The sequence below is a fragment of the Paenibacillus sp. JT22N1 genome (assembly GCF_059692155.1).
In genome coordinates, this window is record NZ_JCAUAW010000015.1 from 169,093 (window position 1) to 182,109 (window position 13,017).

The window sequence follows — 13,017 nt, forward strand, 5'->3', positions numbered from 1 at the left end:
GACATAAGACTTTGCTTTCATGGCTATCGGATGTATAATATAAGTGGTAACGATTACGTTTTGAGAGTAACTAATAAATCCTAAGGGGTGGCACATATGGCAATGTCTTTTGATTCTTACATGAAAGATATGGTTAAACCGATGAGAGAAGATTTGACTCGTCTGGGTATCACAGAACTTCTTACACCAGAGCAAGTAGAAGAAGCGATTGAAAAATCGAAGGATGGCACGATGCTGTTAGTCGTCAATTCCGTTTGTGGTTGCGCAGCCGGCCAATGTCGTCCTGGTGTAGCCAAAGCACTTCAAAACGATACACTTCCAACGTACACATACACCGTGTTCGCTGGACAAGAGAAGGATGCAACAGCGAAAGCTCGTGAATTCTTGGCGCCATACCCGCCATCATCCCCTTCCATCGCATTATTCAAGAATGGTGAACTCGCACACTTCATTCAACGTCACCAAATCGAAGACCGCTCCGCAGATATGATTGCTGGCGACTTAATTAGTGCTTTCAATGAATTCTGCAAATAATAAATAGCTTAAAGTATTAGTTTAAAGGTCCACCTTGCAGTTGTTGCAAAGGTGGCCTTTTCTTTTTTGGACTCATGTCCGATGGATTTGCCTTTGAAATTTCAGGAATGAAAGTCTATACTAAATCTTAAAGAACGATGGTTTCAAACTATAGAAAAGGTGGAGAGATGCATGAGTTTGCAAACGGAAATTATCGCGAAGCTCGGCGTTAAGCCGGAGATTGATGTGGATGAAGAAATCCGCAAACGTGTGGACTTTCTGAAAAACTATGTGCTGGGTGCGAATGCAAACGGCCTGCTGATTGCCATCAGCGGCGGCATCGATAGTGCTGTAGCTGCGGGTTTATGCAAGCAAGCGACGGACGAGCTGGCGGCCGAAAAGGGCAAAGAGTACAAAACCGTCGGTGTGTTTCAGCCATACGGTCAGCAAGTGGATATCGAGGACAGTTACGCGGTGGCAAAAGCTTTCGATTTGAAATATCAAATCGAGAATAATATTGAAGAAGCTGTCGACGAAATCGCTATTGAAGTTGAGTATGGTCTCAAGCATATCGGTGTTCATCAGCATGTGAGCCGCGGCGGTAAAGGCAACATCAAAGCGCGGACACGCATGGTTATGCAGTATGCACTTGCTTTTGAACTTGGCCTGATTGTTGTAGGGACAGACCATGCATCTGAAGCAATCACGGGCTTCTTCACCAAATATGGCGATGGTGCGGTCGACATTACGCCGTTGAGCACACTGAACAAGCGGCAAGTACGTTCACTTGCTTCAACGCTTGGCGTACCGCAAAGCGTGTTGGATAAAGCTCCGACAGCCGGACTCTGGGACGGCCAGACGGACGAGAATGAGCTGGGTATTACATACGGAGATAACAGTGACTACCTCGAGGGCAAGCAGATTGATCCCGCTGTGCAGGAAAAGCTGGAGAAGCAATATTTGAAAACGGAGCATAAACGAATCCCGATTCCGGGTGTGTAGGGCTTCGCAAAGACATAAAACAACCCCCGACCAAAGAGGTCGGGGGTTGTTTTCGGTGAACTACGCCTAAGGCATCTGTTGGCCGCGGGAGCTCACATAGAGGCCGTACCACTCTTCGCGAGTTAGGGATTCAGATATTTTCACGGCGTCTTTGCAAGCGACAATGCGTTCTGCGGAAGACGTACCGATAACCGGTTGAATGCGAGCAGGGTGCTTCATGAGCCATCCGAGCACGATGGATTCTGGTTTAGTTTCATATTTGTCGGCTAATTGTTGTACGAGAGCCGTTGTTTGTCTTACGGTTTCAGGCGCATCATCTAGACTGCTGCCAGAGAACTTCCCATTGGCAAGAGGGCCCCAAGCCTGGATTTGAATATCTTGCATTTGGCAATGCTCCATGATGCCGTCTGCGAAATTGGTGTCCAAGCCGGCCTTTTGGTTGACTGAAATGCCTTGATCCAGCCAGTCAAGACGGGCTAGGCTCATTTCCAGTTGGTTCACAACGAGCGGTTCCGGCAATGAATTTTGAATGAAACGAATTTGTGCGGAAGACATGTTGGATACACCGAAATGACGCACTTTTCCAGCTGATCTCAATTGATTGAAAGCTTCAGAAATCTCTTCCGGTTCCATAAGCGGGTCTGGACGATGCAGTAAGAGAATATCCAGATGTTCCACGCCAAGACGCTGCAGAATCCCATCAACCGAGCTTATGATATGGCTTTTGGAGAAGTCAAAGCGAGTTGGAAGCACGCCGTCACTAGGGCGAATTCCACATTTGGATTGCAGAATGATTTGGTCGCGCAGATCAGGTCTTTTTTTGAGGATTTCTCCGAAAATAGACTCGGATTTGCCTTTTCTATAAATATCAGCATGATCGAACATCGTAATGCCAATCGACAATGCAGCTTCTACAGCTTTTTCAGCGATGATGATATCTTCCTTTGTATAAGGAGTCGAATTCCATTCCCCGCCAATTCCCATACATCCATAGACGACTCGGCTATTCGATATTCCACGTTTCTCAAGTGGCATGATTCTCATTATGTTTGGCCTCCCAGCTTTTAAATCTATACACAGTATACCCCTAGTCGAGGCTCGGCAGAAGAGCTGAAAATAGTGTAACTTACTTACCTCGAAGTAAGCATTGGGGGGGAGCAAGCGGATAGCAGGGGGAGTGCGGACGGAGTAGGGGGTAATTACGGTCTAGCTCCCTCCCCCTTGACCGCGAACGTGGAATCATGTAAATTGTACGCACAACGTTGCAAGAAAAGTGGGGCTCAGGTGTCTATGATTATTGGGGTCGGAACAGATTTAGTAGAAATTGCACGGCTTCGCAAAATGCTAGAGGGTTCTACGGGCGAAAGGTTTCTCGAGCGGATTCTGACGCCTCAGGAGAGAGAGTTGGCGCAGAGACGGCGAGGCCGACTTGCTGAGTTTGCTTCAGGCCGTTTTGCTGCTAAGGAGGCCATTGTCAAAGCGATTGGCTGCGGCATTGGTAAGCAAATTGGCTTTCAAGACGTCGAGGTGCTGCCGGATGAACTTGGCAAACCGGTATGCCATGTGAACGAGGCAGCGCTGCTGCGGGCAGGCCTAATAGGCAGCCACCGCATCCATATTAGTATTACCCATACGGAATCGATGGCTGCCGCCTATGCAATCGTGGAAAAAGTCTAAATCGGCGACTACTTTTTCGAATTGAGCCAGTCGGATAGAAGTCCGATTTCCTCTTCGGAAATCGTGGTTTTATAGACGGGCATGCCGCCTCCGCCATTCTTGATCTTGTTCGCGATTTGCTCGCTGCTCAATCTGCTGCCGACCTTTTGCAAATTCGTCTTAGGGCCGACTTTGCCAGCAAGATCAACGCCGTGGCAGCTGATGCACTTGTTCGTTGTGAAGAGCTCCTGCGCCTTCACGAACGCAGGGTTGCTCTCGGCTGCCGAGGTTGCTGCCGGTGTCTTCGTGGCGGCGCTGCCACCCGAAGTACCACCGCCGCACGCGGCGAGCGTTAGAACCATCGGCGCAATGACGAGCGCGCCGATTAGATATTTATTCAGGCTTGCGCGAGTGCAAGCCTTTTTGCTTTGTTCCATAGCGAGCTTCCTCCTATGCTGGGGTTAATTCAAACGCTCGTCCCTCTAAACCCCTTTTTGGGTAAATTAAACCTTGGCAGAAAGGGGGGATAGGGTGGGCAGCGGTAGATTTCCAGAAAGATGCAAAAAGTGCAGCAAATAATCATTTATTTTCTGATTTGAAGAGTTATCATGCAATTTGTGCATCAAATTCCCATGTTATAGCTGGAAATGGAGGCTTTCCGCCGTAATAGATGCACTTTTTGCATGATCTCTTCTGAAACGGGAGGTGTAAGCGAGAATTTGATGCGCTTTTTACATCATTTTTGCATTTCTGCTCATTCCACTTACCGTCCCCAAACACGCAGCATATACCCGCTTAGAATAAGGCTAATGCCGCCCATTCCTTCCAGCACAACACCGGAGTAACCTAAATACCACACGCCCATCAGCGCAGACAAAGCGAACAGCCACAAGCCAAGATAAACAAGCGGTTTACCTAGCAGGAGTCCAACCTGCACGAACCCGATGGCGAGAATGAACGCTCGCAGCACTGGCGCGAAGAGCGGGCTAACAGCGCCAATGGCCTCGAGCAGAGCAACGGCTGCAATGAGCATCGCTCCAGGCAGCACTAGAAGCGCTGGATGTCCCCAGCCGCTGCGCACACTTGATCTTTCTTCCGCATGTCCACCGGAGGCAGCAGAATGTGCTCTTTCACGCGCGCCTTCAGCAGAGTCAGCCCTAAATTCCTTCCGCAGGCTCCATATCTGAATCAAGCTGGCCACAACCGCTGTGATAAAAGCCGCCTGCTTCAACCAATCCAAGTCGCGCCAATAAATCGCTACATCGACAAGCGCGCTGAACATCCATTCCGCGCCCCAAATGAACAGAAGCGGGATTAATGCGTTAGCTTGACCGATCCAGGCTTTTCTTTTATTCTCCAAGTCCTGCCGCTTTTTATTCTCCAAGTCCTGTTGATTCGTATTTGCCAGATCTGTTTGTTTTGAGTTTTGCATACATTCACCTCTAGTTTTATGTTCCACACTTCTCGTATAATGGAAACATGTCTATTCATTCATTATAACTGGAACGTGTCCCATAGAGAAGGAGAGCTCATGTACAGCGAAGAACAGAAAGTTTATTTTTCCAAAAATCTATTGGATTGGTACCAAACGCATAAACGGGATTTACCATGGAGAAGAAGCAAAAACCCTTATTATATATGGATTTCCGAAGTCATGCTGCAGCAAACTCGTGTAGATACGGTGATTCCGTATTTCCATCGCTTCGTCGATCAATTTCCGACGGTTGAAGCATTGGCGACTGCACCAGAGGAGAACGTGCTCAAGGCTTGGGAAGGGCTCGGCTATTACTCGCGCGCTAGAAATCTTCAAACGGCAGTCAGAGAAGTTCACGAGCGCTATGACGGTATCGTCCCGCAAAATAAAGAGGAGATATCCTCGCTCAAAGGCGTCGGCCCATACACATCAGGAGCGATCCTCAGCATCGCCTATAATAAACCAGAACCTGCCGTGGACGGAAATGTTATGCGAGTCCTGTCGCGCTATTTTCTAATAGAAGAAGATATTATGAAGCCTGCAACCCGGACCAAAATGGAGAAGTTGGCACGCGAACTCATCCTAGAAGGTACAGCAAGTGATTTCAATCAAGCATTGATGGAGCTTGGGGCTATGGTATGTACGCCTCGTTCACCGCACTGTTTGACGTGCCCTGTTATGGCGCATTGCTCCGCGCGTGAAGCTGGTATGGAAGAAGCCCTGCCCATCAAAAAGAAAGCCAAACCCCCGCGTCCAGAACTGCGTGCAGTGGCTTTGATAGAAGGTACGGGTGAGAACGAAGGGAAATGGTTGATTAGGCAGCGCCCGCAAGAGGGATTGCTCGCACGTATGTGGGAGCTGCCGCATGTGGCCTGGAAGTCTGAGGGATGGAATTCGGATGAGGATAATAGGAGCGAGCTCCGTCAAGCTCTTGTGGATCAGGAACAAATCGGTATTGAGCCTAACGAGTGGTTTATGGATACAGAGCATATTTTCAGTCATATCGTTTGGAAAATGAAAGTATACCGGGCCAAGCTAAGTAACGCGAACCGCTCAAGTCATGGGGGAGAATGGATCCCTTTTCATTATCGCTGGGTAGGCCCGGACGAGCTCGATCAATACGCTTTTCCGAACGTTTTTATACGGATTATGAAAGAGTGGCAGGAGAGAAACGAGGAGTAACTTCCTCAGCTTTCTCTTTTTTTTTACCACATAAGAAAGTATAAGTTTTCGGTTCCCGAAAACCGCTTTCTTATTGGCGATAAAACCTACATTTAAACGCGGTCGCTCATCCTTGAATGGCCTCGATAGAGGTTTTCTCATCGAATCTCGCCCTTAATGGCATCTACATTTCTTAATGTGATTAACTTTTTATCAATTTGTATAAGTTCGTCGTCGAGGAGCTCTTGCAGCACCTTGGTTACGGACTCTCGCACAGTGCCAACCATATTAGCTAGCTGCTGATGTGTAAGTTTTACATTAATCAGAAGACCTTCCGGTGTAGGGACACCATGCTGCTCGGATAAACGGATAATGGTCTTCATGATACGAGAGCGAACCCCTAAGAACGTAAGGTCGTAGATTTGATCATTGGCCAGACGCAGTCGTCCCATCGTGGTTTCTAGGAGCTTTAAACATAGTTTAGGGCTCTTCTCCATGAACTGAGTGAATACCGTTCGTTTAAGGATATAGAGTGTACAAGACTCCATCGTTTCGGCGGTTGCTGACCGAGTATGACCGCTGCCTATCAAGGACATTTCACCGAAAAAATCCCCATCACGAAACAAAGCTAGAATAATTTCCTTGGCTTCATCCAAGCGATATATTTTCACGACACCTGATTTAATAAGAAATAATTCCTCACCTTCGTCACCCTCGAAAAAAAGAATTCCGCCCTTTTTTGCTTTTTTTTCTGTGAATAAAGGGGCAATTGCCTGTAAATCTTCTTCCGAAAGCTCTTGAAATAAGGGGACATTTTGTAGTAAAGAAACGATTGTTTTCACCAGGTATTCATCTCATTTCGGCCATATTAAACGACCAGCTGTTCGGGCTTAGAAAGGATATCGCGACGTTGCCTATGGAACAGCTTGACCATGTCTATATCGTACAGCTTTCCGGTGTTTGCGTAAAGAACTTCCAGCGCGTGATGAGCGGGGAGGGTTTAGTAGTTGAAAAAAATTAAAATCTTTCTATATACAACTTGCTTTAATGTGATAAAATCGTAAAAAAATAGGGGGTGCGAATATGTATGGAATAATTAATTATGAGGTATTTTTGCTAACTGGAATTCTTCTGAATCTTATTCCTGGTGCTGACACCATGTATATTGTGGGAAGAAGTATTTCCCAGGGGAGAAATGCGGGTATTTACTCGGTTTATGGTATTATCAGTGGCTCTTTAATCCACACCTTATTAGTTGCTTTTGGTTTATCAATCATACTTACAAAATCACTTCTCCTATTCAATATCATTAAAATAGTTGGAGTTATCTATCTAGTTTATCTTGGCATTCGAATGTTACTTGATAAATCAAATGTAAACTTTAGTGCGGCTGCTGAGTCCAACAAACAAAACATAAGCAAAATATATATGCAAGGGCTTGTGACCAGTCTTACGAACCCAAAAGTTTCCTTATTTTTCATTGCCTTTCTCCCGCAATTTATTGACAAAAAGGCTTCTGGTCCTATCCCATTTATCATTCTAGGACTTACATTTACGCTCACTGGATTGCTATGGTGTCTCTTTATTGCCTATTTTTCTTCGCACCTTACAAAAAAAGTAAGAGGAAGCGCAAAGATTGGCACGGTTTTAAACAAAATAACGGGTGTTATCTTTATTGGAATGGGATTAAAGCTGCTTCAAACCAAGGCTCCTCAATAATTCTCTTTTGCTAATAAACAGAACGCATCAAAAAGCGACCCCTCAGGGGTCGCTTTTTGATTTCAAGAACTGCTTGGTGGCCTTACTTTTGCAGCAATAGTTGCTAATCAACGCTAGACATTTTTAGTAAAAGCAAGGTGAATTGCTGGATGGATAAAATAAATCGTTGAACCAATGAATTATTTGGGGCTGTCCCTAAGGCGTTCATCTTTAGGCTGCCTCCTGTTTTCACTGTTGCATTACATGGAAAACCTACCGTTAATTTAGGTGTTTTTTCATAAAAATCTAGTTTACATGGAAAATCTCCCGTTATTTCAGAGTTTTCTCGCTGAATAGCGATTCTCCCCCTAAATTAGAGGGAGGTTTTCCAGTTAGATGACCGTTTAGAGCAATTAACGCCAAATAACTGGAGGAATTCCTGTTAGATTTCGCTCCGTATCGAAACAAAATAGAGGCCGCTCTCTAATTTATTAACCTTTGAGTCAGCCTCTTCCCGTTCAGGCCTAACAATGACATTTACCATTGGATTATTTCCAATCGAACTGCCTCCAAGTGCTAATATTCATGGAAAATCTTAGATGCCATTGGATTTTTCCAATGTAAGTAGGATATCTAAAGTCTGATTAGGTGTTTTATTGGAGTTTATCCAACGGAAATTTCAATACCACAGCCTATGGAAGTCCAGTTTGTTCTATGAACTTCATGACTCAGTATAGCCACACTTATGCTAATAGTGTTACGCATCATGCAAAAAAAGCGACCCCGCGGGGTCGCTTTTACTATGCACAGATATTACTTCGCAGCGTCGTAACGTTTGCCAACTTCGTTCCAGTTCACAACGTTCCAGAAAGCCGCGATGTAGTCAGGGCGTTTGTTTTGGTAGTTCAGGTAGTAAGCATGCTCCCATACATCAAGACCAAGGACTGGCGTTTCGCCTTCCATGATCGGGCTGTCTTGGTTAGGCAAGCTGTATACTTTCAATTTGCCAGCTTTGTCAACAGCTAGGAAAGCCCAGCCAGAGCCAAAACGTGTTGTAGCTGCTGCAGCGAAGTCTGCTTTGAACTTGTCAAAGCCGCCAAGCTCGCTCTCGATAGCTGCTGCTAAAGCGCCAGTAGGTGCTCCGCCAGCTTCTGGTCCGATAGTTTCCCAGAAAAGGGAGTGGTTCGCGTGTCCGCCACCATTGTTGCGTACGGCTGTACGGATATCTTCAGGAAGGCTGTTCAGGTCAGCGATCAGGTCGTTTAAGGATTTGTCATGCAGAGCAGGGTGTTTGTCCAGAGCTGCATTCAGGTTGGTTACATAGGCGTTATGGTGACGATCGTGGTGAATTTCCATCGTTTTTGCATCGATGTGTGGCTCAAGTGCGTTGTTCGCGTACGGAAGAGCTGGTAATTGATGTGCCATTGTATAAATACCTCCTAAAATTATGTAGTTTCAACTTCATTATGAAGGAATTTCGATAATAAAGCAACATGTATGTTTACTAAGTCAGACACCGCGACGCTCAATTTCCTGGATGATTTGACTGTGAATATGGGTTCCTTGTTCATTAAGCCAAGGGGATAAATCACTCATTGCTCTGTGATTATATTGGAGTTCGATCTCCGTCCATTCACTAGGCTTCATTGAGCTTAACTCCTGGAAATCACGTATATTTCGTGGGTATGACGCCGCGGAATCATCTTTGTTTGACATAGATTCACCTCCCATTCCTTGCACATCCTTCTATAAAATCCGACGTTAGCACGATTTTTATACATGAGGTGATACCATTTAGACAATATATAAGCTAAATATTTGAAACAATTTGGTGAAAACGCTTGCATTTAAGCGCTTTCAAGAGGAAAATCGAAAAAAACAAAGTTTTTTGTGAATTTTGACACATTTTTAGCAGGATTCCGTACTTTTTTGTCGTATTTACTATTTTACCAAAAAAATTATTCCTAACAAATAAAAGTGGAATTGGGAGAGAACCGTATGCACGTTCGTTCATTTCAGCTTGGTGATACCTCTTCGGTGAAGACACTTCTGCAGGATGTTTTATCGGAAACCTGCTATGAGGAAACGATTGAAGCTTTCGCACGTCAGCTATCATGGGATACAGAGCTTGTTTTAATCGCTCAAGAAGAAGAGCAAGTTGTAGGCATGATTATCGGTACGATTGATAACAACAATGGCTACTACTATCGGATCGCAGTTGCAACAGAGTATCAACGCAAAGGTATCGGTAAAGCTTTGATCGAAGCAATGAAGCAAAGGTTCCTTCAACGGAACGTGAAGAAGATTATGGTGACGGTAGATATCCATAATGAAATGGTGCTGCCTGTGTACGAGTCTGCTGGTTACAGCACATCGGACTTTTCCCGTACCGCACATCGTCTCAGCATTGTGAAGAAAGTCAGTGTTTAACTGATCGTTCGGATGTCCATGAAATGAATAGATTTGGAACGAGGGAAGCATATCTGTGCCGCCATTGCAATTGGGGGTCAGATATGCTTTTCTATATAATATGGGAACTTTTCGGCAGCTATGAATAGAGGAGCTTTGGACATGGATAACTTCGCGCCGTATGTGATAAAAAGCTTCAAACATGATGGACATCTTCACCGGATGTGGCTGACGAATTGGCGAGTACCGCAGCACATCCTTCATGCCGATCATCAGCAGCAAGAAATGATGGTGTTTATTAACAGCCAGACCAAGATTCAGGAAGCAGACGGCAAGGAGTGGGTTAGCCGCATTCCAGGGGTATCTTTTTTTATTCCTAAAATGTGGTTTAATATTGTTGCACTTATAGAAGAAACAGGTGTTAGATACTACTGCAATGTCGCATCTCCACTGTATGTGACCCAGCAAGTACTGACTTATATTGACTACGACCTTGATGTTATTCGGATGCCGGATCGTTCCGTGCATATCGTAGATCAAGATGAATATGAACGCCATAAACTGAATTATCACTATTCTTCTCTTGTGGAAACGAAGGTGAAGGAAGGTCTTGCAGCTTTACTCGCGTTGGTTAACGCAGACAAGCCGCCGTTTCAAGATGATATGGTTATGTATTATTACGAGCAGTGGGAAAAGTATAAGAACGGAGGAGCATAAATGAGCTTCTTTGTAGGACGCAGTGAATCGAATAAGACAGCTTCTCAGCCTAAGAACTATCATGAGGCTAAAAGCCTAACCCATGAGCTATGGGATTGGACGAAATCCATTCTTGTAGCTCTTCTTGTCGTTATTCTCGTACATCAATTTGGATTCAATCTCTCCACGGTTCGAGGTCACTCTATGCAGCCCACCTTGCAGGAGGGGGAGTGGTTGTTCGTGAACAAGGCTATAACGTACCTGAAAGCACCCAAACGCGGAGAAATTGTCATTCTCAAAGAGTCTGAGGAGTTTGTCACAGTGACACATCCTTTTTTGGTTAAAAGGATTGTCGCGATTGCGGGCGACGAGGTGCAGGGCCGAGCCGGTTTTCTTTATGTAAACGGCGACAAGATCGAGGAGCCATATACAGATACGCTCATCGAGGACGGAGACTTTGGACCGACACGCGTCGGGCAAGGCCACGTCTTCGTGATGGGCGATAACCGCCATGCGGCGGCAAGTGGCGACAGCCGCAGGTTCGGGGCTGTTCCGATCGGCCTGATTCAAGGCCGGGCCGAATATGTGCTGTGGCCATTCGCGATGGTCACGAAGCTTTAAATGTAACAGACGCGAAAGAAGAGAGAGGTGAGAGGGTTGGCGGTTTCCATAGCAACAGGAACAGATGCGGATTGGCGCAGGCTACAACAAGAGATCTTGGAAGCCGCGCCGTCCCTCGGTATTGATAAGATCGGCTTCACTTCAGCGGAGCCGTTCACAGAACTGAAAGAGATCCTTCTCCGCCATAGGGAGAAGGGGTTTGAATCCGGCTTCGAGGAGCCGGATATCGAGAAGCGGGTACATCCAAGCTTAAGCTTCGACGCGCCGCAGTCGATCATCTCCATCGCTGTTGCGTACCCGTCGAAGCTGCCGAACCCTCCCCGATCCGAGCCTGGGGCTTATCGGGGGATTATTTCGCGCTCCTCGTGGGGGAGCGACTACCACGACGTGCTTCGCGATAGGCTCGCGAAGCTGGAGGCTTTCATCGCGCAGCGCGTACCTGACGCGAGGCTAATGAGCATGGTCGACACCGGTGCACTCGTCGACCGCGCCGTAGCCGAGCGGGCTGGGATCGGCTGGACCGGCAAAAACTGCGCCGTCATCACCCCCGAGTGGGGATCGTGGGTTTATTTGGGCGAAATGATCACGAATATACCGTTTACATCCGATACATCTATTATGGATCAGTGCGGGGACTGCACGATTTGTATCGATGCTTGTCCGACGGGAGCGCTGGTCGGACCAGGGCAGCTGAACTCAAGCCGCTGCATCTCCTTCATCACGCAGACCAAGGGCTATGTCGATGACGAGTTTAAGCTCAAAATCGGCAACCGCCTCTACGGCTGTGATACCTGCCAGATCGTCTGTCCGAAGAACAAGGGGATGAACTGGACGCATCATTCCGAGCTCGAGCCTGACCCAGAGAAGGTCAAGCCTTTATTAATCCCCTTGCTGACCATGTCGAACAAGGATTTCAAAGAACAGTACGGGCGCATCGCAGCGTCCTGGAGAGGCAAGAAGCCGATCCAGCGCAATGCGATTATCGCGCTCGGGAATTTCAAGGACAGGACAGCTGTACCCGTCCTCAGAGAGCTGCTGCTGACCGATCCGCGCCCTGAGATCAGGGCTACTGCAGCGTGGGCGTTAGGGCGGATTGGCGGCGAAGACTCGGCGGCTGCTCTCGATAAAGCAAGAGCAGCCGAGCAGGAACCCGCTGTTATGCAGGATATCGAGAAGGCGCTCGACGTTGTAAGCCATTCAACAGCTGATAAGGGGGAGAAAGAGCAGATATGACACAGCAAACACAAGCTGCGACCGTCCTCTCCTATACGGAGGTTAATTCTCCAATAGGTCCTCTTGTTCTTGTATCGACCTTACAGGGACTCTGCAAGGTCGATTTCGGCACCTACGAACAGAACCGAGAGAAGCTGCAGCAATGGGCTAACCGCTGGTTTGGCAGGCATGAGCTGCAAGAGAATGCCTCACGGCTCGAACCGGTTGTGCAGCAGTTGGAGCAGTATTTTAGAAGAGAACGTTTAAGCTTTGAGGGTGAACTGGATTTACAGGGAACTGAATTTCAGAAACAAGTCTGGACAGCACTGCTTTCTATTCCATATGGAGGGACAGCTTCCTATAAACATATTGCAGAAGCCATAGGCTCGCCGAAAGCTGTCAGAGCGGTTGGTGGAGCTAATAATAAAAACCCAATTCCCGTCATTATCCCCTGTCATCGCATCATTGGCGCTAGTGGCGACCTTGTTGGCTACGGTGGAGGTCTCCCTATTAAAGTGCTCTTGCTCGATTTGGAACGAAACCCGAATACTTAATAACTAATAAATAAAACGTGG

At 46.8% G+C, this 13,017-nt stretch carries 16 protein-coding genes; 10 read left to right on the plus strand and 6 right to left on the minus strand.

The window, feature by feature from the left end; all coding sequences use genetic code 11:
• Window positions 1-96 precede the first annotated feature (96 nt).
• Window positions 97-534: a BrxA/BrxB family bacilliredoxin gene (locus AC58UU_RS27095; RefSeq protein ID WP_029194512.1), complete on the plus strand. Its 438-nt coding sequence runs from the start codon at window positions 97-99 to the stop codon at window positions 532-534.
• 171 nt (window positions 535-705) lie between these two features.
• Window positions 706-1,515: an NAD(+) synthase gene (nadE, locus tag AC58UU_RS27100; RefSeq protein WP_497320299.1), complete on the plus strand. Its 810-nt coding sequence runs from the start codon at window positions 706-708 to the stop codon at window positions 1,513-1,515.
• Between the two features lie 66 nt (window positions 1,516-1,581).
• Here nadE and AC58UU_RS27105 read toward each other — a convergent pair whose 3' ends face one another.
• Window positions 1,582-2,559 carry an aldo/keto reductase gene (locus AC58UU_RS27105; RefSeq protein WP_497320300.1) on the minus strand — a complete coding sequence of 326 codons (978 nt, stop codon included), beginning with the start codon at window positions 2,557-2,559 and terminating at the stop codon, window positions 1,582-1,584.
• Between the two features lie 246 nt (window positions 2,560-2,805).
• On the opposite strand from AC58UU_RS27105, the gene acpS reads away from it, so the two are divergent.
• Window positions 2,806-3,192: a holo-ACP synthase gene (gene acpS, locus AC58UU_RS27110; RefSeq protein WP_497320382.1), complete on the plus strand. Its 387-nt coding sequence runs from the start codon at window positions 2,806-2,808 to the stop codon at window positions 3,190-3,192.
• An 8-nt stretch (window positions 3,193-3,200) separates the two neighbouring features.
• Here acpS and AC58UU_RS27115 read toward each other — a convergent pair whose 3' ends face one another.
• Both AC58UU_RS27115 and AC58UU_RS27120 read right to left on the minus strand, forming a co-directional pair.
• Window positions 3,201-3,533: a c-type cytochrome gene (locus AC58UU_RS27115; protein ID WP_497320302.1), complete on the minus strand. Its 333-nt coding sequence runs from the start codon at window positions 3,531-3,533 to the stop codon at window positions 3,201-3,203.
• A gap of 401 nt (window positions 3,534-3,934) precedes the next feature.
• Window positions 3,935-4,603: a hypothetical protein gene (locus tag AC58UU_RS27120; protein WP_497320304.1), complete on the minus strand. Its 669-nt coding sequence runs from the start codon at window positions 4,601-4,603 to the stop codon at window positions 3,935-3,937.
• Window positions 4,604-4,702: 99 nt separating this feature from the next.
• Between AC58UU_RS27120 and mutY the strand changes: the two genes are divergently transcribed.
• Window positions 4,703-5,827, plus strand: coding sequence for an A/G-specific adenine glycosylase (mutY, locus tag AC58UU_RS27125; RefSeq protein WP_497320305.1), 1,125 nt, complete (start codon window positions 4,703-4,705; stop codon window positions 5,825-5,827).
• A gap of 137 nt (window positions 5,828-5,964) precedes the next feature.
• On the opposite strand, the gene AC58UU_RS27130 is transcribed toward mutY, so the two are convergent.
• Window positions 5,965-6,648, minus strand: a complete 684-nt coding sequence (locus AC58UU_RS27130) for a Crp/Fnr family transcriptional regulator (RefSeq protein ID WP_497320307.1) — start codon at window positions 6,646-6,648, stop codon at window positions 5,965-5,967.
• A 241-nt stretch (window positions 6,649-6,889) separates the two neighbouring features.
• Between AC58UU_RS27130 and AC58UU_RS27135 the strand changes: the two genes are divergently transcribed.
• Window positions 6,890-7,525, plus strand: a complete 636-nt coding sequence (locus tag AC58UU_RS27135; RefSeq protein ID WP_497320309.1) for a LysE family translocator — start codon at window positions 6,890-6,892, stop codon at window positions 7,523-7,525.
• A gap of 792 nt (window positions 7,526-8,317) precedes the next feature.
• Here the strand turns inward: AC58UU_RS27135 and AC58UU_RS27140 are convergent.
• A complete protein-coding gene (locus AC58UU_RS27140; protein ID WP_029194504.1) occupies window positions 8,318-8,929 on the minus strand; it encodes a superoxide dismutase in 612 nt (203 codons plus the stop codon).
• Between the two features lie 84 nt (window positions 8,930-9,013).
• Window positions 9,014-9,220: a mother cell protein YfhS gene (yfhS, locus tag AC58UU_RS27145; protein ID WP_047687546.1), complete on the minus strand. Its 207-nt coding sequence runs from the start codon at window positions 9,218-9,220 to the stop codon at window positions 9,014-9,016.
• A 282-nt stretch (window positions 9,221-9,502) separates the two neighbouring features.
• Here yfhS and AC58UU_RS27150 point away from each other — a divergent pair, with 282 nt between their 5' ends.
• The 5 genes from AC58UU_RS27150 to AC58UU_RS27170 all read left to right on the plus strand — a co-directional run bounded on the left by AC58UU_RS27150 (window position 9,503) and on the right by AC58UU_RS27170 (window position 12,996).
• Entirely contained in the window at window positions 9,503-9,934 is a 432-nt protein-coding gene (locus tag AC58UU_RS27150) for a GNAT family N-acetyltransferase (protein ID WP_171641230.1), read from the plus strand.
• A 141-nt stretch (window positions 9,935-10,075) separates the two neighbouring features.
• A complete protein-coding gene (locus AC58UU_RS27155) occupies window positions 10,076-10,630 on the plus strand; it encodes a DUF402 domain-containing protein (RefSeq protein ID WP_497320312.1) in 555 nt (184 codons plus the stop codon).
• Window positions 10,631-11,230: a signal peptidase I gene (lepB, locus tag AC58UU_RS27160; protein ID WP_497320314.1), complete on the plus strand. Its 600-nt coding sequence runs from the start codon at window positions 10,631-10,633 to the stop codon at window positions 11,228-11,230.
• A gap of 36 nt (window positions 11,231-11,266) precedes the next feature.
• Window positions 11,267-12,463: a tRNA epoxyqueuosine(34) reductase QueG gene (gene queG / locus AC58UU_RS27165; protein ID WP_497320316.1), complete on the plus strand. Its 1,197-nt coding sequence runs from the start codon at window positions 11,267-11,269 to the stop codon at window positions 12,461-12,463.
• Complete coding sequence (locus AC58UU_RS27170) at window positions 12,460-12,996, plus strand: methylated-DNA--[protein]-cysteine S-methyltransferase (RefSeq protein WP_497320318.1); 537 nt, start codon at window positions 12,460-12,462, stop codon at window positions 12,994-12,996. Before queG ends, AC58UU_RS27170 begins: the two co-directional genes overlap by 4 nt.
• The last annotated feature ends 21 nt before the right edge of the window (window positions 12,997-13,017 follow it).

What these genes read in the sequence shown, in the direction of transcription:
- AC58UU_RS27115 (WP_497320302.1), bottom strand. Translation starts at nt 3,533, where the DNA reads ATGGTTCTAACGCTCGCCGCGTGCGGCGGTGGTACTTCGGGTGGCAGC.
- acpS (WP_497320382.1), top strand. Translation starts at nt 2,806, where the DNA reads ATGATTATTGGGGTCGGAACAGATTTAGTAGAAATTGCACGGCTTCGC.
- AC58UU_RS27135 (WP_497320309.1), top strand. Translation starts at nt 6,890, where the DNA reads ATGTATGGAATAATTAATTATGAGGTATTTTTGCTAACTGGAATTCTT.
- lepB (WP_497320314.1), top strand. Translation starts at nt 10,631, where the DNA reads ATGAGCTTCTTTGTAGGACGCAGTGAATCGAATAAGACAGCTTCTCAG.
- mutY (WP_497320305.1), top strand. Translation starts at nt 4,703, where the DNA reads ATGTACAGCGAAGAACAGAAAGTTTATTTTTCCAAAAATCTATTGGAT.
- AC58UU_RS27105 (WP_497320300.1), bottom strand. Translation starts at nt 2,559, where the DNA reads ATGAGAATCATGCCACTTGAGAAACGTGGAATATCGAATAGCCGAGTC.
- AC58UU_RS27120 (WP_497320304.1), bottom strand. Translation starts at nt 4,603, where the DNA reads ATGCAAAACTCAAAACAAACAGATCTGGCAAATACGAATCAACAGGAC.
- AC58UU_RS27095 (WP_029194512.1), top strand. Translation starts at nt 97, where the DNA reads ATGGCAATGTCTTTTGATTCTTACATGAAAGATATGGTTAAACCGATG.
- AC58UU_RS27140 (WP_029194504.1), bottom strand. Translation starts at nt 8,929, where the DNA reads ATGGCACATCAATTACCAGCTCTTCCGTACGCGAACAACGCACTTGAG.
- nadE (WP_497320299.1), top strand. Translation starts at nt 706, where the DNA reads ATGAGTTTGCAAACGGAAATTATCGCGAAGCTCGGCGTTAAGCCGGAG.
- AC58UU_RS27150 (WP_171641230.1), top strand. Translation starts at nt 9,503, where the DNA reads ATGCACGTTCGTTCATTTCAGCTTGGTGATACCTCTTCGGTGAAGACA.
- AC58UU_RS27155 (WP_497320312.1), top strand. Translation starts at nt 10,076, where the DNA reads ATGGATAACTTCGCGCCGTATGTGATAAAAAGCTTCAAACATGATGGA.
- yfhS (WP_047687546.1), bottom strand. Translation starts at nt 9,220, where the DNA reads ATGTCAAACAAAGATGATTCCGCGGCGTCATACCCACGAAATATACGT.
- AC58UU_RS27170 (WP_497320318.1), top strand. Translation starts at nt 12,460, where the DNA reads ATGACACAGCAAACACAAGCTGCGACCGTCCTCTCCTATACGGAGGTT.